A 20,716-nucleotide genomic window follows, 5' to 3' on the forward strand; every position below is an offset into this window, starting at 1 on the left:
AGCTGCCGCCCGTCGTCGTGCATCCGGCAGTGCGACCGCCCACCGGCGGTTGCACCGCCATCCGGCAGGACCATCTGCCGGACCACAGCTACACCTAGTTAGGAACCGACCATGGCCGTTGGTGTCTTTGATCTTTTTTCCATCGGGATTGGGCCTTCGAGTTCGCATACGGTGGGTCCGATGCGGGCTGCGGCGGTGTTCGCCGAGGAGCTGAAGGCTTCCGGTGCCCTGGAGAGGGTGGCCGGGCTGCGGGTGGATTTGTATGGTTCGCTCGCCGCGACGGGGCACGGTCACGGGACGATGACGGCGATCCTGCTGGGGCTGGAGGGGTTCCATCCTGAGAAGATCCTCCCGGCCGAGGTGGAGGAGCGGCTGGCGGCGATCGCGGAGTCCGGGATGCTGCGGCTGGCCGGTGCTGTTGATGGTGCCGGGGTGGTCCTGCCGTACGGGGTGAAGGATATGGTGTTGCGGCCGTTGACCATCCTGCCGCGGCACACGAACGGGATGACTTTCACTGTCACGGATGCTGGCGGGGAGGTGCTGCATGCGGCGACGTTCTTCTCGGTGGGCGGGGGGTTTATTGTCCGTGAGGGCGAGGAGGACGCGGCGCAGCAGGAGTTGGAGGAGTCGAAGAAGGAGTTGCCGCTGCCGTTCCGGACTGCGGCGGAGCTGCTGGGCCGGTGCCAGTCCAAGGGCCTGTCCATTGGGGAGATCATGTTCGTCAACGAACGCGCCTCCCGGTCCGAGGCGGAGATCCGGGAGGGGTTGCTGCACATTTACTCGGTGATGGAGGAGTGCGTGGCGGTGTCCCTGAAGCGTGAGGGGCTGCTGCCCGGCGGGCTGAAGGTCCGCCGTCGTGCGCCGGACTGGCACGAGCGTTTGCTGAAGGAGAACCGGGGCCAGGACCCGGAGTACCGGGATCCGAAGTACTGGCAGGAGTGGGTGAACCTGATCGCGTTGGCGGTGAACGAGGAGAACGCGTCCGGCGGCAGGGTGGTCACGGCGCCGACGAACGGGGCGGCCGGGATCATCCCGGCGGTGTTGTATTACGCGTTGCATTTCGCGCCGGGCATGGACCGGGCCAGCCGGCAGGACCGGGATGATGTGGTGGTGAAGTTCCTGCTCGCTGCCGGTGCGGTCGGGGTGCTCTACAAGGAACAGGCGTCCATTTCGGGGGCGGAGGTGGGCTGCCAGGGTGAGGTGGGGTCGGCGTCGTCGATGGCCGCCGCGGGCCTGGCCGAGGTGATGGGCGGGACGCCGCAGCAGGTGGAGAACGCGGCGGAGATCGCGATGGAGCACAACCTGGGGCTGACGTGTGATCCGATCGGCGGGCTGGTGCAGATCCCCTGTATCGAGCGGAACGCGATCGCGGCGGCGAAGGCCATCAATGCCGCGAAGATGGCGCTCTGGGGCGACGGCACGCACCGGGTGTCCCTGGACGAGGTGATCGTGACCATGCGCGAGACCGGCAGGGACATGTCCTCCAAGTACAAGGAAACCGCCATGGGCGGCCTCGCCGTCAACGTCGTCGAATGCTGACCCCCTAACCCGATGGTCGGGCCTGTCGAGACCTAGTTGTGCAAAGCCGCCCACCAGTTCAGGCTGCTGGCGAAAACCAGCCAGGAAACGTAGGGCAACAGCAGCAGGCCGGCTGCCCGGCTGCTAGGGCCGAAACGCAGGACGGTGAAGGTCACGGCGATGATCAAGGAAATGATGATCGCGAGCCCCAGCCAGAGCGACGCCGTGCCCATCACCGGGTAAAGGCCGAAGAACACCGGCGTCCACAGCAGGTTCAAGCCCAACTGGATCCCGTACGCCCTCAAGGCGGGGACGGTGCGCTGTCCGCCGTGCCGCCAGACGAGCCACGCGGCGACTGCCATGGCTGTGTACAGCATGGTCCAGACCGGACCGAAGACCCAGTTCGGCGGGGACCACGGGGCTTTGTCCGCTGTGGCGTACCAGCCGTCCACGTTGCCCAGCGTGGCGAAAGCACCCAGCCAGGCGACCAGCGCGGAGGCTCCCAGGAATACAGCCAGGCCGAGCAGTTGCGCACCCGTGCTGCGGCTGCCGGGACGGGCGCCGTCAGCGGGGCCCGCCATGGCCTGTTCGTGCGGTGCCTTCATAGTTCAACCCTCGCGAGTACGGCATGTTGAGTCAAGTCGATCCAGCACTCGGCCACTGGCACATGAGTCCTTCACGGCTGGTCGCGATCGCTGCCCGCCAACCACTGTTCGCATGCTCTGTTCACCCTGAGGCTGGAGTGCCACTATGGAGCTATGACTGGGGGATATGACCGGGACTTTCTGCGGGCACGCCTTGAGCTGCCCAGTCCGGCGGCAGCAACCGTTTTGCTTGACTACACACACTTTTCCGTCCGGCTGCGCACGGCGCGGAAGCTGGCCGCCGTCGTCGGCGTAAATATTCACGGACGCGAACTGGTGCCGTTGGCCCGTGAGGGAACCTGGCACTTCGATGCCCGGGTCCCGAAGGAGCAGCAGGCGGGTCCGGAAGTCTACAAGAACAACGCCTTTGACCGGGGACACCTGGTGCGGCGGCTGGATCCGGTGTGGGGCGATGAGGCGACGGCCAAGGCAGCCAACCAGGACACCTTCTCGTTTACCAATGCCGCGCCACAGGTTGACGACTTCAACCAGGGCAAAGAACTGTGGGTGGGGCTGGAAGACCATGTGCTCAGCCACGCGGACCTCAATGACGCCAAGCTGAGCGTGTTCACGGGGCCGGTCCTGGAGGACGACGACCTGCCCTACCGGGGAGTGCAGATACCCCGGATGTTCTGGAAGATCGCGGCCTGGACCATGGACGGAAAACTCGCTGCTGCCGGATTCCTGCTGGACCAGTCCCCTCTGTTGGGGAAGGTGGAGCTCAAGAAGGCTATCCGGGAACGGCTCCTGGCCGATGAACCGCCGCCGCTGGGTCCCTTCCGCACCTTTCAGGTTCCTGTGGCCCGGATCGCCGAATTGACCGGGCTGAGCCTGTCCCGGCTGGAAAACGCGGACCGGCTGGCCAAGAGCCAGCGTGCCCTGGGCAAGGAGCCGCTGGCCGTGCGGCTCAAGTCCATGGAGCAGATCCGGCTCTGAACCCGGACGCCGCAAGGGAGCCAACCGGTCAACGTGCTCCTAGGGTCAACGTCCTCCTTGGGAGGGCCGATAGACTTGTGGCTTGCATGCCTGGCATGCAGCCGAAGCACCGACCGCAAAGATTGGACACCGCGCACTTGCGAGAATTCACCGCCCGCTTTGCCTCCGCCGAGGAGGTCGCCAACTGGGACAACCATGTCATCGCGAACCCGAACGGCGGAAACCTGCTTCAGTCCGAGGCGTTCGCCGAGGTCAAACAACACTTTGGCTGGCAACCCCTCCACCTGGTCTACGAAACCGCGGACTACACGAGCTACAACCTGGTGCTGCAGAAGTCCTTTCCTGTACTGGGCAAGCTGTGGTACCTCATCAAGGGGCCGGACGTGGCGGCGGTTGAGGATATCCCGGGCATCGCCGCCGCGAACGCGGAGTTCGTGAAGCGAGCAAAGCTGGGCGTCTTTGCCATCAAGATCGAGCCGGACATCGTCCTTTCCGAGGACGCAAAGCGGGTGCTCGAGGGCGCGGGCCTGGTGAAGACGCACAACCTGCAGCCCAATGACTCCACTGCGCTGCTGGACATCGCGCCGGAGGAGAACCAGTTGCTGCGGAACCTGCACTCCAGGGGACGCAACGCTGTCCGCCGGGCCATCCGGGAGGGCGTGGAAGTCCACAACGTCGATCCCACGGAGGAGAACTTCCGGTCCATGTATTCGCTCATGACCACCACGGTGGAAGCGAAGTCGCAGGTCAGGGTCAGGGAGTACGAGTACTACCGGCAGTTCTGGACCAACTTCATCAAGCGCGGGCAGGGCCGGCTCCTGTTCGTCTACGAGAACGGCGTTCCGTCCGTGGGTGCCTTTGTGATCAACTACGGCCGGAAGGGGACCTACAAGGACGGCGGCTCGCTCCAAAAGCGCACCCAGTACGGCGACTCCCACCTGGTCCAGTGGACGGCCATCAACCAGGTCAAGGAACTCGGCTGCACGGAATACGACTTCTGCGGCACCCCTCCGAGCGACAAACTCAAGGACACCTCCAACCCGTTCCACGGGCTGGGGTTGTTCAAGACCAGCTTCAGCAAGACGGTCACCGACTTCGTAGGCTGCTACGACCAGGTGCTCAACCCGCTGAAATACAAGGCCTGGATGGCCGCCGGCGAACGTGTGGCACGCCAGCTGTACACCAGGCGAACAGGCCAGCAGTTCTACTAGATACCCTTGTGGAGCCCTTGAGGAGGCCGCAATGACCAAAGCACCCGACGGTCGCCGCAGGCCGCCCACGGCGGCGCTGCCCCCGACCCAACCTCTCACCGCATCCCAGGTACGGCAGAACGCAGCGGCCAAGCGCATGCTTCGCAGGCTGGTGCAGGGCGAAAACCCGCCCACCGCACCCATGAGCATTGTGGACCGGCTCGCCGGCAGCCCCTACGCCAACCCCATGATCCAAGTGGGGGGAGTGGACACTTCCGCGCGGAAGACCATCGACTTTGCGCTCCACCTCGCCGAGTCCATGTTCCGATACGGCGCCGGTGCCCTGGAAGTGGAAACCAGCATCATCGCGATCACGGCGGCCCTGGGCCTGAAGCACATCGAAGTGGACATCACCAACCAGTCGGTTGCCATCAACTACGCGCCCAAGGACCAGACCCCCATTTCCCTGCTCAGGGTGGTGCGGTCCTGGACCAACAACTATGCGGGCCTGGCACAGGTGCACCAGCTGGTGACGGACATTGTGGCCGGCGGCGTTGGCCGGGATGAGGCAGTCCGCAGGCTGGACGAAATTATCCGCAGCTCCAAGCCGTTTCCGCGCTGGATGGTCACTGTGGCCTTCGCGGTGTTCGCCGCAGTTTTCGTAGGCGTACTGGGCGGGGGCCCCGGCGCTTCGGCGGTCGCATTCGGCTCGAACATCCTGGTGAGCCTGCTAGCCCGGCAGTTGAGCCGCTGGCGGGTTCCGGACTTCTTCGCCACGGCATCATGCGCATTCCTGGTGACGTTTATCGCCCTGCTGCTGTGGCGGTTCGGCAGTCCGGTGGGCATCCAAATCGCGCCCGCCATCGTCGTGGTGGGCGGCATCCTGCTGCTCCTGCCCACGGGCCGGCTTGTCTCGTCGGTGCAGGACGCTATCAACGGATTCCCCGTCACGGCGGCGGGCCGGTTCCTGTCCACCATGCTGACCTTCGGTGCGCTGGTGTCCGGCATCTCCGTCGCTTTCGTGCTGGGCTCGAAGATGGGCATGGAGGAAATCGACGTCACGGAAACATTCCCGCCGGCGTATCCGTTGTGGGCGCTCATCATTTTGGTGGCCGTAGCGGTAGTAGCCATTGGCATCACGGAACAGACCGCCTGGAAGCTCCTCCTTCCCACCGCGGCGGTGGGCGTAGTAGGACATCTTGTGCTGCTCGGCGCGGACCTGATCGGCATGGGTTCAAGGTTTTCCCCGGCCGTCGCCGCGGTGGTCATAGGCCTCCTGGCCAGGGTGGTTGCCTTGAAGATGGGCGCCCCCCAGCTAGTGGTGGCTGTTCCCGCGGCCCTGATCCTCCTGCCCGGCCTCACTATATTCCGCTCCATGTATGTCTTGACCATTGAAGAGTCGGAGATCCTGATGGGTGCCGGGGGCATGCTGAATGCCGGTGCGATCGTGTTGGGAGTGGCGGCCGGCATCGTCCTCGGCGACACCCTGGCCCGTCCGCTCACCCGGAGCCTGGCCAGCAACGAACGCCGCCGCGCCCGGCGGCGCTAGCAGGCCACGAGCAGCCGGATGCGGACCTGCCGGATTCGGACCTCTTAGATCTGCCCGATGGGGAGCTTCTTTTCGGCCTGGAAGTCGTCCTCCACCCGGCCCTTGGCCCAGTAGCCGGACAACGACACCTGCGCGCGCTCCAGGCCGCGCTCGCGGTAGAGGACCTCGCGGAGGGACTTCATGTAGCCGCGCTCACCGTGGGCGAAGACCTGCACCCGGCCGCCAGGCCACTCGGCATTCCGTACGGCGCTGACCAGGAGATCGCTGCTGCCTGCAGGGGTACCGTTGCGCGGCAGCCAGTGGATCTGCAGTCCGGCAGGGGCCTGGATGGGCTGGATTTCGGCGTCGCTGTCCACCTCCAGGAACGCAATTCCCCGGGCTTCCGGCGGCAGCGACTCGATGGCGGCGGCAATGGCAGGCAGGGCGGCCTCATCGCCGGCGAAAAGGTGCCAGTCGGCCGCGGGATCGGGGTTGTAGCCGCCGCCCGGGCCTGTGAAGACCAGGCTGTCGCCGGCCCGGGCTTTCGCCGCCCATGGGCCCGCCAGGCCCTCGTCACCGTGAATCACGAAATCGATGGCCAGCTCGCGGGCCTCTTCATCCACCCAGCGGACGGTGTACGTCCGGGTGTATGGCCACTGCTCGCGTGGGAGGCTTTCCCGGATGGCCCAAAGGTCGAGGGGGAGCGGGTATTCGACGCCGGGCTGCGGGAAGGCAATCTTCACGTATCGGTCTATGTAGTCGTTGTTCACATAGCTGGCGAAGCCTTCGCCGCCGGCCACGATCCGCACCATGTGCGGCGAGAGTTCCTCGCGCCGGAGGACCGTGAGGTTCGTCTGGGGGCGCGATTTTCGGCTGGCAGATGTAGCAGCAGGAAGGGAAGTCATGGAAGTAAGCCTAGGCTAAGGAACCGGGGGAAGTTCCCAGTCAACGGGCTCCAAACCCTGGGCCCGGAGGAGTTCGTTTGCCCTGCTGAACGGCCTCGACCCAAAAAATCCGCGGGCGGCCGACAACGGGCTGGGGTGGGCGCTGGCGAAGACCGGAGTGTCTCCAAGCAACGGGCGGACGCCCTCGGCATCCTTGCCCCACAGCACCGCCACGAGGGGCGCTGCCGTCCCGTCTGCAGCGCGGCGGCCGGCGACGGCGGCAATTGCCGCCGTCGTAATCGGTTCCCAGCCTTTGCCCCGGTGGGATCCAGCTGCCCCGGCCCGGACCGTAAGGACGCGGTTCAGGAGGAGGACGCCCTGGTCCGCCCAGCGCGTGAGGTCCCCGTGGACGCGGGCCGGAAGGCCGAGGTCGGATTCGAGTTCCTTGTAGATGTTCGCGAGGCTGCGCGGGATGGGCCTGGTGTGCCCTTCTACCGCGAAGGACAATCCGATCGGATGGCCCGGGGTCGGGTAGGGGTCCTGGCCGACGATGAGGACTTTGACCCCGGCCAGCGGCTGTTGAAATGCGCGCAAAACGTTCGACGGCGACGGCAGCACCTGGTGCCCGGCCGCCACTTCAGCAGCAAGGTACTCCAGGACGCTCCGCAACTCCGCCTCCACGGGAGCCAGCGCCGCAGCCCAGTCTGCAGCCATAAGGCGGTCCAGCGGCACTCGTGCCATCTCGGCAAAGTCAGCACCCTCAACGGCAGGCTCCAGCTCGAATATGGCTTCAGAATCAAACACGGGTCCATTCTCGCAGTGTTGTACTCCAAGTCGCTGGCGGGCCCACGGCGCCCGGCCGGACGCCGGCAAAAGTCTGTGGTGGCGGGCGTACCTTGCGTTACCCGCCTCCACGCCGTCACGTCATACGGCGTAAATGACATGCGTGTTATTCGCCCGTACCATGGAAAGGAGACTTTGACCGGATCAAGTGGAGGATTTTGCCGTGGCCGAACCAGTGCGCGATGACCTGTCACTTGCGGACACCGGCAGCGAAACCGTGTCCGGAGCAGACCCTATGCCGGCTCCGCAGCCGGGCTCACGGCTGAGCGAGCGGGACAAGCAGATGCTGGCCCTCGAACGGCAGTGGTGGAAGTACGCAGGGGCAAAGGAACAAGCCATTCGTGAGCTGTTCGACCTCTCAGCCACCCACTACTACCAGATCCTCAACACGCTGATTGACACCGAGGACGCCCTGGCCCAGGACCCCATGCTCGTGAAGAGATTGCGTAGACTACGTACGTCACGCCAACGGGCACGCACGGCGCGCCGATTGGGCTCTGACGCTTAGACGTCGGGGCCGGGCAATCAGCAAGAACCAACAAGGACATCGTTTTATCATGACCAAATATGCTCGGGATGAATTCGACAGGGTCCCTGAGACCTCCTCGCGACAGGGTGTCCATAGGGTCGCCTCCGAGGCTCCCCGGCGCCGGCTGGGACCAATCCTGACCGTCGGTGTGGCGGCGCTGGCCATCGGCCTGGTCGCCTTCCTGTTCCTTCCCAAGCTGGGATTTGCTCCTGCCGGCAGCCCGCTGATGGCGGCAGGGTCCGCACTGGTCAGCCCCTCGGCCTCCCCCTCCGCTGAGGTTCCGCAAGGCACCTCGTCTCCTAGCGCTGAGGCCGGTTCCGAGCCGGGCGCGGCTCCTTCCGCCAGCGAGACGCCTGCTGCCAGCAGCTCTCCCTCCGCGGTACCTTCCGCCGATGCACCGGCTGTTGACAAGAGCCAGGCCGTGGCTGTCTACAACGGGACCACCACCGCGGGACTTGCCGGCCGCGTGAGCAGCACCGTCGCCGGTGACGGCTGGACGCTGGGACCGGTGGGCAACTGGGGCGGAATGCCGCAACAGTCCTCCGTGATCTACTACAGCGGGGCATTGCAGAAAGCCAATGCCGAGGCACTGGGGGAGCTCCTGAACATCACGTCGCTGGTGGACTCTGCCGAGTTCCAGTTGCCGGTGGTTGTGGTTCTCGGGCCCGGCTTCCAGTAAGGAATTTCGGTTACGCCTGAATAACTATTAGGGGCTCGCAGGGCCGGGTCCTGCCCCCGGCAAACGGCAATGGCTAAAGTGATTCCGGATGCCGCGTCTCAACGCGGACCGTCCCGACGGCGCACAGTGACATGGGCCGGACACAGAGCAACCGGAAAGTGTGGGCAACATGGCATTGGGAACCGTTAAATGGTTCAACGCCGAAAAAGGCTATGGCTTCATCACCGTTGACGGCTCCGGAGACGATGTCTTCGTCCACTGGTCGGCCATCGAGAGGGAAGGCTACCGGGCTCTGGACGAAGGGCAACGGGTGCAGTTCGAGGTAGGCGAAGGCGAGAAGGGTCCCCAGGCAGAGAACGTCCGGACGGCCTGATGCCACCCGCCGCGGCAATGCATGGCACAGACAGCCCCGCCCGGTTCGGCGCCGACCGGTTTGGCCCTGCGCGGCCGCGGTTCACAGCAGCAGCGGTTCTTGCAGCGGGAACGGCGCTCGTGCTGGCCGGCTGCTCCGGCCAGACCGGAAACGCTCGTGTTGATGCCGTTGACGCCGGTGGCGATGGCATCCTGCGGATAGGCCTGCTGCTGGACAACACGGGAAAGCAGTCCTTCCTCAACGCCTCGCAACTCGCCGCGGCCAAGCTGGCGGTGCAGGAGATCAACGCCGCCGGGGGCCACAAAGGGCGGCCGGTGCAACTGCTGCCTGAAAATATCAGCGAGGACACCACCTCGCAGGCCAAGGACCTGGTAGCGGCCGGGGCGGATGTCGTCATAGGTCCCACTGACTCGAGCCGCGCCCCCGGGGCAATTGATGTCCTGTCGCGGGCCAGAGTGGCCGTCATCTCTCCGGCGAATACCGCGCACGGCCTCACGCATTACAGGAGCGGCGGATACTACTTCCGCACGTCGGCGGCCGACACGGCCCAAGCGCCCGTGCTGGTGAAACTGGCCAAGGACAGCGGCGCCCGGACAATAGCGATCGTCCACGAGGACGGGATGTACGGCAAGGACGTCTCTGTGGCCGTTGCCGCGGCAGCGAAAGCCGCCGGCCTTGGAACGGTGGCGGAGGCCGCTTTCACTGCCGGCCAGGCACAAAAGACGGCGGCTGCCGTCAAGGCAGCGGGTCCGGATTCGGTCATTCTCGTGGCTCGGGCCGGAGCCCAGGGCGCAATCGCGGAGCTCAACAACGCGGGCGTTGCAGGCAGCAAGCTGATTCTCAGCGACGGCGCCATCAACCAGTACGGCTCCGCCCTAGGGTCCAAAGCGCTTGATGGTGCGCGCGGGATCCTGCCGGGCGTCTTCCCTTCGGCGCACTTCCAAGGCGAACTAGTAGCCGTTGATCCCGGGCTCAAGGACATGACGTTCGCAGCGGAGACTTACGACGCCGCGAACCTGGCCGCCATCGCCGCGGCCGCTGCCCAGGACGACGCCGGATCATCCATCGCGGCGAAGCTGATCGCGGTTTCCGGGCAGCACGGCGCGGAAGCGGTTGAACCCTGCAGGAGCTACAAAGAATGCGGGGATGCCATTAAGGCCGGTAAGCCGGCGGATTACGACGGCGAGTCCGGGCCCATCGGCTTTGATTTCAACGGGGACGTCACTACCGCCAACTACATGGTGTTCACGTACGCCGCGGATAACACCCCGCGGATGAGTGGAAGCGAAACTGCCGCCCGGCCCGGCCGCTGATCGCTCCTAGCGTAGTGCGGGCCGCAGGAGGGCCTTTCAGCGCAATCTCTGCTTGCACTCTCCCCGGGGGAGTGCTAATTATTGACTTAGCACTCCCACGGACTGACTGCTAAATCAACGCCCGGTTCCGGCCGGCTGCGGAGAGAGCGGGAAGGACCAGGAGCGAAAGAAATACCTTGCTGGGGTGAGATCCCATCCGCGCGGCATACAGAGGCCGTCGGTGAAGGATCGTCCGTCGCGGGCACCGCAGTGAAGGTTCATTCTTAACGACTGTCCCGAAAGGACTACTGCCGTTATGGCCAAGATCATTGCATTTGATGAAGAGGCACGCCGCGGTCTTGAGCGGGGCCTGAACATCCTCGCCGACGCCGTCAAGGTCACCCTCGGCCCGCGTGGACGCAACGTTGTCCTCGAAAAGAAGTGGGGCGCCCCCACGATCACCAACGATGGTGTTTCCATCGCCAAGGAGATCGAGCTGGACGATCCCTACGAGAAGATCGGCGCCGAGCTGGTCAAGGAAGTTGCCAAGAAGACGGACGACGTCGCTGGCGACGGCACCACCACGGCAACCGTGCTCGCACAGGCCCTGGTCAAGGAAGGCCTGCGCAACGTCGCGGCCGGTGCTGATCCGCTGTCCCTGAAGCGCGGCATCGAGAAGGCTGTTGAAGCCGTCACCGCCGAACTGCTGGCGTCCGCCAAGGAAATCGAAACCAAGGAAGAGATCGCCGCTACGGCATCGATTTCCGCCGGTGACGACGAAATCGGCGCGCTGATCGCAGAGGCGTTGGACAAGGTCGGCAAGGAAGGTGTTATCACCGTCGAGGAGTCCAACACCTTCGGACTCGAGCTTGAACTGACCGAAGGCATGCGCTTCGACAAGGGCTACATCTCCGCTTACTTCGTCACCGACGCTGAGCGCCAGGAGACGGTCCTCGAAGACCCGTACATCCTGATCGTCAACTCCAAGATCTCCAACGTCAAGGAACTGGTTGCTGTCCTCGAAAAGGTCATGCAGTCCAACAAGCCGCTGCTGATCATTGCCGAAGACATCGAGGGCGAAGCCCTTGCCACCCTGATCGTCAACAAGATCCGTGGCACCTTCAAGTCCGTCGCCGTCAAGGCTCCGGGCTTCGGCGACCGCCGCAAGGCTCAGCTCGCCGACATCGCCATCCTCACCGGTGGCCAGGTCATCTCCGAGGAAGTCGGCCTCAAGCTTGAGACCGCCGGCCTCGAACTCCTGGGCAAGGCACGCAAGGTCGTTGTCACCAAGGATGAGACCACCATCGTCGAGGGTGCAGGCGACGCCGACCAGATCGCCGGCCGCGTTTCCCAGATCCGTTCCGAGATCGAGAACTCCGATTCCGACTACGACCGCGAGAAGCTGCAGGAGCGCCTGGCCAAGCTGGCCGGCGGCGTTGCAGTCATCAAGGCCGGTGCCGCTACCGAAGTTGAGCTCAAGGAACGCAAGCACCGCATCGAGGACGCTGTCCGCAACGCGAAGGCTGCCGTTGAAGAAGGCATCGTTGCCGGTGGTGGCGTGGCCCTGATCCAGGCCGGCGCCAAGGCATTCGCCAACCTGCAGCTCGAAGGCGATGAAGCAACGGGCGCCAACATCGTCCGCGTTGCCATTGACGCGCCGCTGAAGCAGATTGCATTCAACGCCGGCCTCGAGCCGGGCGTTGTTGTAGACAAGGTCCGTGGCCTGCCTGCAGGTCATGGCCTGAACGCCGCAACCGGACAGTACGTTGACCTGCTGGCTGCCGGCATCAACGACCCCGTCAAGGTAACGCGCTCTGCCCTGCAGAACGCTGCTTCCATCGCGGGTCTGTTCCTCACCACCGAGGCCGTCGTGGCCGACAAGCCGGAGAAGAACGCTCCGGCCATGGGTGGCGGCGACGACATGGGCGGTATGGGCGGCATGGGCGGTTTCTAAACTCCCGACGCATATGCAAAGTGCGGCTCCCTCGCTTCGAGGGAGCCGCACTTTGCTTTTACTGGGAGGTGACGAGCCGGTAGTGGATCATTTGCGGGCTGAGGCCAGCATCCCCTCGACTTCCTTCTTGAACTCCTCAGCGGCCGCTGAAGGTGACTTACGGTCATAGAGGACTTCGTCGGTGTACCGCTTGATGACATTCTGCACGCTGCCCGACCCGACCGGCGGTACAGGGGGCGCCTCAGCCATCTCAGGTTTGATGTCCTGGAGGAAGCCGACCACCGTCGAGTCCGCCGTCTTCAGCTTCGGCGTAATGGCCGCCAGAACTTCAGAGTTGGCAGGGACCCCGCGGTCGGTCATGAGGATCGATCCAGCCTCCGGGCTGTTTGCCAGGTAGTTGATGAATGTTGCCGCTGCCTCCGGGTTCTTGGACCTCGAAGAGGCGGACCAGAACATTGAGGGCTTGTAGTACATGCCGTTGTCAGCCGCTTTTCCGTCCGTGCTCGGTGCGCGGAGCATCTTGATGCTGCTTCCCGTGGTGGTCTCCAGGGATCCGAGCTGATTGGTCCACCACCACGCCATGCCGATCCTATTGGTCCCGAACAGGCTTTCTTCCAAACCGGCGCCTGCGTCCTCCGTAGCGACGGTGGCCGGCGGGCTTGCCTGGGAATCCCGTTGCTTTTTCAGGCGTTCCCAAAACGAAGCCGCAGTCCCGGCGTTGAAGGCCAGCTTGCCGTCCGGTGAGTACAGGTTTTCGCCGTGCTGACGAAGCCAGATGATGAGGTCGGCTTCGTTGCTGCCGTATGCAGCCCCGAAGTTTGTACCCCCTCCCGCCTTGGTGAGCTTCGTGGCGATTTCGTTGAAGTCATCCCAGGTCCAGGTGGCGTCGTCGGGAAGCGGAACGTTGGCCGCCTCGAATACCTTGGTGTTCGCCATGACCACGTAGGCGTTCTTGCCTGTGCTGAGTCCGTACTGGGCATTGTCGTACTGGCCGGAGGCGAGCTGTTCCTTGTCCATTTTCGACAGGTCGATGCCGTCTTGCTTGGCCAGGTCAAGGAGGGCTCCGCGGCCACCGTATTCGGCAATGTATTTCTGATCCATCTGGATCACGTCCGGTGCATCATTGGCGGCGGTGGTGGTGGCCAGCTTGTCCCAGTATCCGCTCCATTCCCCAGGGGCCGCTTTGATCTTGATGTTGGGGTGTTCGGCCTCGAACGCGTCGATCACCTTTTGGGTCTGGGCGTTGAGGTACTCGTTGCCCCACCAGGCAAAGCGCAGTGTGACTTCCTTGTCGCCGCCGGAACCTGTTGACGCGCCGCAGCCTGTGACCAGCATCGCGAGGGCAGCGGCGGTGGCTCCAATCCTGAGTCGAAACCTGCTTCCGGACGAGATCTTCATTGATACGCCTTCCTGTGTACAGCCGTGGAATTGTTTGAAACTGCGATGTCCGCGCCGCGGGGGGCGCTGAAGGCCGAACAGCCGTTGAGAAAACGCTTTCTGAACGGGGAGTTCTGATTCTTGCACGCACAATCTGAGCCTGTCAACGATTGAGGGTAAGCGTTTTCCGAAAGGGCGGTGGACGGCTGGAAACCACAATGTCGGGCCGGTCTGGCAGGATAGTGCGGTGACGATTACTGCAGCAGCCGACGGTTCGGCTTTAGGAAATCCCGGTCCGGCCGGATGGGCCTGGTACGTGAATGACGACTGCTGGCGGGCCGGCGGCTGGCCGCACGGCACCAATAACCAGGGTGAGCTGATGGCCGTGCTGGATCTCTTCCGTTGCACTGCACACCTTCCCGGGGAGGAGCTGCATATTCTGTGCGACAGCCAATATGTCATCAACTCGGTCACCAAGTGGATGCCCGGCTGGAAACGCAAGGGCTGGCGCAAGGCCGATGGCAAGCCAGTCTTGAACGTGGAGATCCTGCGGGAAATCGACCAGGCGCTGAGCGGACGCAAATACCGCTTCGAGTGGGTCCGTGGCCACGCCGGACACGATCTGAATGAGGCCGCCGACGACCGTGCGCGGGCTGCTGCGACCGCCTATCAGCAGGGCATTGCCGTGCGGTCCGGGCCGGGTTTCGTCCGCGGCGACGGCGCCTCTGCAGCCCCCGCCGCCAACGCGCCGGCGGTGCGGGATTCCGTGGCGCCGGGCAGCAGCAACCGGCCTGATCACTTTGCCGAGCCGGATCTTTTCAGTGAGCTGGAGACAGATCCGTTCGCGGCTCCAACCGGGCGGGAAGCAACTCCCGAGGCCGTTGTTGAAGCACTGGAACGGGAGCTGCTTAGCCCGGATACCCGCGCCGACATCGGACGGACCGGCGTGCTGCTCCACCCGGAGTTTACGGAAATCGGCAGTTCCGGCAGGCTGTGGACGCGGGATTCAATGATGATGTCGCTCGAGGAGAATCCTGGCGGTGCAGCTGAGCTGGAGATGATCGGCGCCGAGCGGATCGGCGCTGAAGCGGTCCTTCTGACCTACCGGAGCAAGGGCCGGGAGGGATCCTCGCTCCGGAGTTCGCTCTGGGTCCTCGACGGAAAACGCTGGCGCCTGCGCTTCCACCAGGGAACACCGGAAGCCTAGTGCCGGTCAGCTGAACCGCTGCGTGTTGCCCTGCTCTGCCTGGGCATATGTGGCGGCCGCCGAAGCGAGGGCTGTGTTGATGGACGCGAGGGCGGCCTCCACTTTGCCCTGCGTGATGGTCCACTCGGTGATCAGTCCTTGGAAGTTGGTGGCCGCCGATCCGCGCCACGTTCCCTGCAGCTCATCCAGACCCCTCTTCATCGCCTGGACGTCCGTGCTGATACGGTCAACCGTAGCTTTGACGTTGGCAGATTTGAGCTGGAGCAGTTCGGTATCAACAGAGATGATGCTCATTGGTATTGCCCTTCGACGCTGTTCGAAAGCCTTCTTCAAGCTTGCGGGCGGCCGGGTGTTCGGACCGCTACGTCGAGCCTAGGAAGCGCAGAGAAAACCCCGCTACAGCTGCTGGCTATATGTGGACAACTTCGCCGCCGTCGCCGCCGTCGGGCTCACTGTGGGCGTAGCCGGCCGCCTCGTCCTGGAACGGGAGGCTCACCACCATGGTGGCGCCGCCGCCGTCGGTCGGAACCACCTGGACAGAGCCTGAATGCGACCCGACAATGGCAGCAACGATGGCCAGACCAAGGCCACTGCCGCCGGTTTCGCGGGTCCGCGAAGTGTCCGCGCGATAGAAACGCTCAAAGATCCGGGATGCTTCGTCCTCCGGGATCCCGGCACCATGGTCGCGCACCTCGATGACGGAGGACCGCCGGCCGGCATCGTCAGTCCGGACCCCTACCGCGAGCTCAACGGGTGTCCCGGCCGGGGTGTAGCGGAGGGCGTTGCCCACCAGGTTGCCCACCACCTGGCGCAGCTTTGCCTCATCGCCCAGTACCGGTGCAGGAGACGGCGGTCCGCCGTCGAGGCCTGTCAGCGAAATGGTCCGGTCCCGGTCGCTGGCCTGGGTGTCCACCACGGCGTCATTCGCGAGGAGCAGCAGATCCACAGGCTTCTGCTGGAGGGGACGCTGCTCATCCAGCCTGGCGAGGAGCAGGAGATCCTCCACCATGGAGCCCATCCGCTTGGCCTCGCTCTCAATCCGACCCATTGCGGTGGCCACGTCCTCTTCCTTCGTCAACGCACCCTGGCGGTAGAGCTCCGAGAAACCGCGGATTGTCACCAGCGGGGTGCGGAGTTCATGCGAAGCGTCAGCGGCGAAGCGGCGCATGCGCTCTTCCGACGCCATCCTGGCCGCGAAGGCGGACTCAATATGGCTCAGCATGGCATTGAGGGAGCCACCAAGCCGGCCCACCTCCGTGGCAGGATTCTCCACGTCCACTCGGCGGGAGAGATCACCAGCGGCAATGGCAGCGGCGGTCCTCTCCACTCGCGCAAGCGGCCGGAAGGACCTGGAGACCGTCCAGGTGGCAATGAAGAAGGCCAGCACCAGGGTCAGGAAGCCCACGCCGATCACCACAAGTGACGCATGCTCCACGACCGAGTCCACGGGGGCCAGGGGCAGGCCGATGATGACGACCGCATTTCGCTGGTTGCCGTCCAGGACCGGCAGCGCCACGACGCGCCAGTTGCGCCCGTCCGTACCCCTGACCTGGAAGGGGGCCAGATCCAGCCTGTTGGCTTCGGCGGGGGACAGGCTGTCGATGTCCGGGTGCGAGTCCTTGCTGCCGCCGAAGGGAAACGCATCCTGGTCCTGGCGCAGGAGCATCAGGGAGTAATCCGTGGGGATGTTCGGATTCTGCTGGAGCAGCTGGCTGAAGGACTGCTGCTGTTTCACCGAATTGACGGCGACCTTGAGCTTGTCATCAACCTGTCCCTGCAGGTAACTGTGCAGGAGTGTCAGGGTGCCGGAACCGGTCACGGCGAGCGCCACCAGCATAAGTGCCATCATGATGGCCACCAGCTGGGAACGCAGTGAAGCCGACTTCCAACGGTGCAGCAAGGTTAGCGCTTCTCGGCTGTCCGCAGTACGTAGCCCACCCCGCGCTTGGTCTGGATCAGGGCCGGCGCATCGGGGTCGATGTCCACCTTGCGACGCAGGTACGAAATGTAGGACTCCACGATGGACGCGTCGCCGTTGAAGTCGTATTCCCAGACATGGTCCAGGATCTGGGACTTGGACAGCACCCGGTTCGGGTTCAGCATCAGGTAGCGGAGAAGCTTGAATTCGGTCGGCGAAAGCTCGATCACGGTGCCGCCCCGGCGCACCTCGTGGGCGTCGTCGTCGAGCTCGAGGTCGTCTACGCGGATCACGGCGTCGTCGTCAATCAGGGGCTGGGTGCGGCGGAGTACGGCGCGGATCCTGGCCACTACCTCGTCCAGGCTGAAGGGCTTCGTGACATAGTCGTCGCCGCCTACGGTGAGTCCGGTGACTTTGTCCTCGGTATCATCCTTCGCCGTGAGGAAGAGGACGGGGAAGTGCTTGCCGGAGGCACGCAGCCGGCGGGTCACCGTAAACCCGTCCATGTCCGGCAGCATGACGTCCAGGACGGCAAGGTCGGGGGCGTGGAGCTCGGCGGCGGCGAGGGCGTCGCGTCCGTTGCCGGCCGAGACAACCTCGAAGCCCGCGAACCTCAAGGAGGTGGAGAGCAACTCGCGGATGTTTGGTTCATCATCTACGACGAGCAGCTTGGCTTCGGGACCGTTCTTTTTCATACCTCCCATGATGCTCCCAGAATCTGGGAGTTTTCTGAATGAATGTTGAGTGTCCCGTGGGTGGATCTCCCTACGAGGCGCGGCGTCACTTCACCATTCTGCTCAAGGGCCTTGCCAGCATTGGCTGCGGCAGCCCTGCGGCCATGCGTAAGCAGCGGGTGCGGGAACCCTTTTCGCGGCAAATTCGTTCGTGCTGCCAAGGGTTTCCACTGCTACCGGCCAGTACTAGAGTGAGGCCACTGAGTCCACCAGGATTCGGCACGAAACGTTCATGCGGCACCCAATGAAGGGGATTTTCCACCATGACGGAAGTAAACGCGCCTGAGAGTACCCGTACAGCCGACCGCAGCATCCGCGACTGGGCAGACCTGGCTGAGGAGATGTGGTCCTACCTGACGGGGAAGGGCGCTGCGATCAACTACAACTTCATCGACATGACCGTGGAGGTTCCGCGTGACATCGGCCCGGACGCCCCGCGCGCTACCTGGAAGCTCAACGGCAGCCTTCGGGTAACCACCAGCGACAAAGACGCCACGGGGTCAGACGAGAACCGGAGCTGAGCGGGACGTGAACGGATTCCGCCTCGACATGGATCTGGACTTCTCGTTCACCGATGAGTCCGGAACGGTAACGCGGGGAACGGCCGGGGCAAGCGGCAGCGAAGTACGAATCGCCGTGGACGGGCTGGAATCGTTCGGTTCCAGCGGCATGCCGTCGCTCGATGACGTCCGCCCTTTGGCCCAGACCCTGGCGGACCGCGGGCTCACCGTGGTGGTCGACGGTCCGGACGGACACATTGTGAGCCTCGGCGCGGTCACCAGCCCGGCATCGCAGCGGCTCATCACGCGCTCGCCCCATATCAAGCTGGGAAAGCTCGGTGCCTTGGCGCCGCTCATGAAGCGTGGACGACGCTCGGCGCGGGCATTCTCGCTGCTGCCGCCCCAGACACCGCTGCCGTTGATGCCGACTGTCAGGCGGAGCATCGTCCGCCGCGTCACCACCACCCACCACACAAGGGGGAGCGGAAGGCCACGGCTCATTTTTGTGCAGGACTCGGCCACCTGGAACGGTCAGGTGCCGCGCGAATTTACGCTGAGCAGGGAGATCGTGCGGATAGGCAGCGACGCGTCTTCGGACGTCCAGCTTGCCGGGCTGGACGGCCTCCACGCGGAAATTGTCCACAACGCTGACGACGAGTACGTACTGGTGCCGCACGGAAAGGTCGCAGGCAGCGTCTCGTCAACCGGTGAGTCGGTCCTTCGCACGGGCGCGCGGATACAGATGGGGCAGTGGTGCCTGGCATATTTCCGCGAGGAATTCGCTGACCACGGGCGTCCCTTCGGGGGGCGCAGCGGCGGGGAGCTTGCGTACCAGGCGCCGCAGCTTGATCCGCGGACCGGAACCACGGAACGGGACGGTTCATGGGGGGTTAGCTGACCGCCCGTCGCGGAGCCGCCGGGGGATCAGGTGGCCGTGGGATTCCGTCCCACGTCTTTGGCGTCCATGATTCGGTAGGCGTAACCCTGCTCTGCCAGGAACCGCTGGCGCTTTGCCGCGAAGTCCTGGTCGAGGGTGTCCCGGGCCACCAGTGAGTAGAACCGTGCCGCGCGGCCGTCCTGCTTGGGGCGCAGCAGGCGGCCCAGGCGCTGGGCTTCCTCCTGCCGGGAACCGAACGAGCCGGACACCTGGATGGCCACCGAAGCCTCCGGAAGGTCAATGGAGAAGTTGGCCACCTTTGAAACCACCAGGGTCTGCACCTCGCCAATCCGGAATGCCGCGAACAGCTTCTGGCGTTCCTTCACTGACGTGTCACCTTTGATGACGGGGGCCTGGAGCCGCTCACCCAGCTCGTCCAGTTGGTCAATGTACTGGCCGATGACCAGGAGCTGCTCACCCCGGTGTTGCTCCACGAGCTGTTCCACCACGGCGGTCTTCGTCTCGGAGGTGGCGCACAGCCGGTATTTGTCCGCGTCCTCGGCCATCGCGTAGGCGACACGTTCGTCGTGTGGGAGGTCCACCCTCACTTCCACGCAGTCCGCGGGCGCGATGTAGCCCTGGGCCTCGATGTCCTTCCAGGGGGCGTCATAGCGCTTGGGGCCGATCAGGCTGAAGACTTCGCCTTCGCGGCCGTCCTCGCGCACCAGCGTGGCCGTCAGCCCCAGCCGACGCCGGGCCTGCAGGTCCGCCGTCATCCGGAAGATGGGTGCCGGCAGGAGGTGGACCTCGTCGTAGATGATCAGGCCCCAGTCGTGGCCGTCCACCAGTTCCAGGTGGGGGTAGAGCCCGCCGCGTTTCGTCGTCAGGACCTGGTACGTTGCGATGGTGACCGGGCGGACTTCCTTGACCGATCCTGAGTACTCGCCGATTTCGTCCGCCGTCAGCGAGGTCCGTTTGACCAGTTCGTCCTTCCACTGCCGGGCGGACACGGTGTTGGTCACCAGGATCAGCGTCGTGGTGGAGCTCGTGGCCATGGCCGCTGCGCCCACCAGCGTTTTGCCCGCACCGCAGGGGAGTACGACGACGCCGCTGCCGCCTGCCCAGAAGTTCTCCGTGGCCAGTTTCTGGTACGGCCGGAGCTTCCAGCCGGATTCGTTGAGCATGATGGGGTGCGGCGTCCCGTCCACGTAGCCGGCCAGGTCTTCGGCGGGCCAGCCGATCTTCAGGAGCAGCTGCTTAAGCTGTCCCCGCTGCGAGGAATGGACCACCACGGTCTCGCCGTCGATCCGAGGCCCCAGCAATGGCTGGATTTTTTTGGCGCGGGACACTTCTTCAAGCACCGGGTAGTCGCTGGTCCGCATCACCAGCCCATGCTGGGGGTCCTTTTCCAGCCGCAGCCTGCCGTACCGGGACATCGTCTCTTCGATATCGATCAGCAGGGAATGCGGCACGGGAAAGCGCGAATACTTCAACAGGGTGTCCAGAACGCGTTCCGCGTCCAGCCCTGCCGCGCGGGCGTTCCAGAGGCCCAGCGGAGTAAGCCGGTAGCTGTGCACGTGTTCCGGCGCCCGCTCCAGTTCCGCGAAAGCAGCGATGGCGTGCCTGGCTTCTGTTGCCTGCTCATGGTCCACTTCGAGCAGGATTGTCTTGTCGCTCTGGACGATCAGGGGCCCGACGGTCACGGCGTCCAAGCCATCGTGCCGCAGGTCTGT

Annotated in this window: 20 protein-coding genes; 12 read left to right on the forward strand and 8 right to left on the reverse strand. The window is 64.5% G+C overall.

What is annotated here, in order from left to right; all coding sequences use genetic code 11:
• Positions 1 to 111 precede the first annotated feature (111 nt).
• On the forward strand, positions 112 to 1,539 hold the full coding sequence (locus ARTH_RS03950) for an L-serine ammonia-lyase (protein ID WP_011689932.1): 1,428 nt from the start codon (positions 112 to 114) through the stop codon (positions 1,537 to 1,539).
• A gap of 32 nt (positions 1,540 to 1,571) precedes the next feature.
• Here ARTH_RS03950 and ARTH_RS03955 read toward each other — a convergent pair whose 3' ends face one another.
• The gene (locus ARTH_RS03955) at positions 1,572 to 2,123 is read right to left on the reverse strand and encodes a TspO/MBR family protein (RefSeq protein WP_011690634.1); all 552 of its coding nucleotides are present in this window, start codon (positions 2,121 to 2,123) and stop codon (positions 1,572 to 1,574) included.
• A gap of 153 nt (positions 2,124 to 2,276) precedes the next feature.
• Here ARTH_RS03955 and ARTH_RS03960 point away from each other — a divergent pair, with 153 nt between their 5' ends.
• From ARTH_RS03960 to ARTH_RS03970, 3 genes are all read left to right on the forward strand, one after another.
• The gene (locus tag ARTH_RS03960; protein WP_011690635.1) at positions 2,277 to 3,098 is read left to right on the forward strand and encodes a DNA/RNA non-specific endonuclease; all 822 of its coding nucleotides are present in this window, start codon (positions 2,277 to 2,279) and stop codon (positions 3,096 to 3,098) included.
• A 137-nt stretch (positions 3,099 to 3,235) separates the two neighbouring features.
• Positions 3,236 to 4,309: a lipid II:glycine glycyltransferase FemX gene (locus tag ARTH_RS03965; protein ID WP_043429389.1), complete on the forward strand. Its 1,074-nt coding sequence runs from the start codon at positions 3,236 to 3,238 to the stop codon at positions 4,307 to 4,309.
• Positions 4,310 to 4,340: 31 nt separating this feature from the next.
• Positions 4,341 to 5,837 (forward strand): threonine/serine ThrE exporter family protein, encoded by a 1,497-nt coding sequence (locus tag ARTH_RS03970; protein WP_011690637.1) that lies wholly within the window; start codon positions 4,341 to 4,343, stop codon positions 5,835 to 5,837.
• A gap of 44 nt (positions 5,838 to 5,881) precedes the next feature.
• On the opposite strand, the gene ARTH_RS03975 is transcribed toward ARTH_RS03970, so the two are convergent.
• Together ARTH_RS03975 and ARTH_RS03980 are read right to left on the reverse strand one after the other, a co-directional pair.
• A complete protein-coding gene (locus ARTH_RS03975) occupies positions 5,882 to 6,721 on the reverse strand; it encodes a siderophore-interacting protein (RefSeq protein WP_011690638.1) in 840 nt (279 codons plus the stop codon).
• A gap of 15 nt (positions 6,722 to 6,736) precedes the next feature.
• Complete coding sequence (locus tag ARTH_RS03980; protein ID WP_043429391.1) at positions 6,737 to 7,504, reverse strand: uracil-DNA glycosylase; 768 nt, start codon at positions 7,502 to 7,504, stop codon at positions 6,737 to 6,739.
• Between the two features lie 274 nt (positions 7,505 to 7,778).
• Between ARTH_RS03980 and ARTH_RS03985 the strand changes: the two genes are divergently transcribed.
• From ARTH_RS03985 to groL, 5 genes are all read left to right on the forward strand, one after another.
• Entirely contained in the window at positions 7,779 to 8,051 is a 273-nt protein-coding gene (locus ARTH_RS03985) for a DUF3263 domain-containing protein (protein ID WP_011690640.1), read from the forward strand.
• A 49-nt stretch (positions 8,052 to 8,100) separates the two neighbouring features.
• The gene (locus ARTH_RS03990; protein WP_011690641.1) at positions 8,101 to 8,751 is read left to right on the forward strand and encodes a LytR C-terminal domain-containing protein; all 651 of its coding nucleotides are present in this window, start codon (positions 8,101 to 8,103) and stop codon (positions 8,749 to 8,751) included.
• 169 nt (positions 8,752 to 8,920) lie between these two features.
• Positions 8,921 to 9,124 carry a cold-shock protein gene (locus ARTH_RS03995; RefSeq protein ID WP_011690642.1) on the forward strand — a complete coding sequence of 68 codons (204 nt, stop codon included), beginning with the start codon at positions 8,921 to 8,923 and terminating at the stop codon, positions 9,122 to 9,124.
• Positions 9,124 to 10,437 carry an ABC transporter substrate-binding protein gene (locus ARTH_RS04000; RefSeq protein WP_011690643.1) on the forward strand — a complete coding sequence of 438 codons (1,314 nt, stop codon included), beginning with the start codon at positions 9,124 to 9,126 and terminating at the stop codon, positions 10,435 to 10,437. Before ARTH_RS03995 ends, ARTH_RS04000 begins: the two co-directional genes overlap by 1 nt.
• A 295-nt stretch (positions 10,438 to 10,732) precedes the next feature.
• Positions 10,733 to 12,370, forward strand: coding sequence for a chaperonin GroEL (groL, locus tag ARTH_RS04005; protein ID WP_011690644.1), 1,638 nt, complete (start codon positions 10,733 to 10,735; stop codon positions 12,368 to 12,370).
• 87 nt (positions 12,371 to 12,457) lie between these two features.
• On the opposite strand, the gene ARTH_RS04010 is transcribed toward groL, so the two are convergent.
• Positions 12,458 to 13,768: an ABC transporter substrate-binding protein gene (locus ARTH_RS04010; RefSeq protein ID WP_011690645.1), complete on the reverse strand. Its 1,311-nt coding sequence runs from the start codon at positions 13,766 to 13,768 to the stop codon at positions 12,458 to 12,460.
• Positions 13,769 to 13,994: 226 nt separating this feature from the next.
• On the opposite strand from ARTH_RS04010, the gene ARTH_RS04015 reads away from it, so the two are divergent.
• A complete protein-coding gene (locus tag ARTH_RS04015; RefSeq protein WP_011690646.1) occupies positions 13,995 to 14,954 on the forward strand; it encodes a ribonuclease HI family protein in 960 nt (319 codons plus the stop codon).
• Positions 14,955 to 14,960: 6 nt separating this feature from the next.
• On the opposite strand, the gene ARTH_RS04020 is transcribed toward ARTH_RS04015, so the two are convergent.
• The 3 genes from ARTH_RS04020 to ARTH_RS04030 form a co-directional block, all read right to left on the reverse strand.
• Complete coding sequence (locus ARTH_RS04020; RefSeq protein WP_011690647.1) at positions 14,961 to 15,248, reverse strand: WXG100 family type VII secretion target; 288 nt, start codon at positions 15,246 to 15,248, stop codon at positions 14,961 to 14,963.
• A 115-nt stretch (positions 15,249 to 15,363) separates the two neighbouring features.
• Positions 15,364 to 16,854 (reverse strand): sensor histidine kinase, encoded by a 1,491-nt coding sequence (locus ARTH_RS04025; protein WP_043429396.1) that lies wholly within the window; start codon positions 16,852 to 16,854, stop codon positions 15,364 to 15,366.
• Between the two features lie 2 nt (positions 16,855 to 16,856).
• Positions 16,857 to 17,567 carry a response regulator transcription factor gene (locus tag ARTH_RS04030; RefSeq protein ID WP_043429399.1) on the reverse strand — a complete coding sequence of 237 codons (711 nt, stop codon included), beginning with the start codon at positions 17,565 to 17,567 and terminating at the stop codon, positions 16,857 to 16,859.
• 302 nt (positions 17,568 to 17,869) lie between these two features.
• On the opposite strand from ARTH_RS04030, the gene ARTH_RS04035 reads away from it, so the two are divergent.
• Positions 17,870 to 18,127, forward strand: a complete 258-nt coding sequence (locus ARTH_RS04035; protein WP_011690650.1) for a hypothetical protein — start codon at positions 17,870 to 17,872, stop codon at positions 18,125 to 18,127.
• Positions 18,128 to 18,134: 7 nt separating this feature from the next.
• Positions 18,135 to 19,004 carry an FHA domain-containing protein gene (locus ARTH_RS04040; RefSeq protein ID WP_011690651.1) on the forward strand — a complete coding sequence of 290 codons (870 nt, stop codon included), beginning with the start codon at positions 18,135 to 18,137 and terminating at the stop codon, positions 19,002 to 19,004.
• A gap of 26 nt (positions 19,005 to 19,030) precedes the next feature.
• Here the strand turns inward: ARTH_RS04040 and ARTH_RS04045 are convergent, their stop codons facing one another.
• Positions 19,031 to 20,686: a DNA repair helicase XPB gene (locus ARTH_RS04045; protein WP_011690652.1), complete on the reverse strand. Its 1,656-nt coding sequence runs from the start codon at positions 20,684 to 20,686 to the stop codon at positions 19,031 to 19,033.
• Positions 20,687 to 20,716 lie beyond the last annotated feature (30 nt).

This window comes from Arthrobacter sp. FB24, assembly GCF_000196235.1.
Taxonomy (GTDB): domain Bacteria; phylum Actinomycetota; class Actinomycetes; order Actinomycetales; family Micrococcaceae; genus Arthrobacter.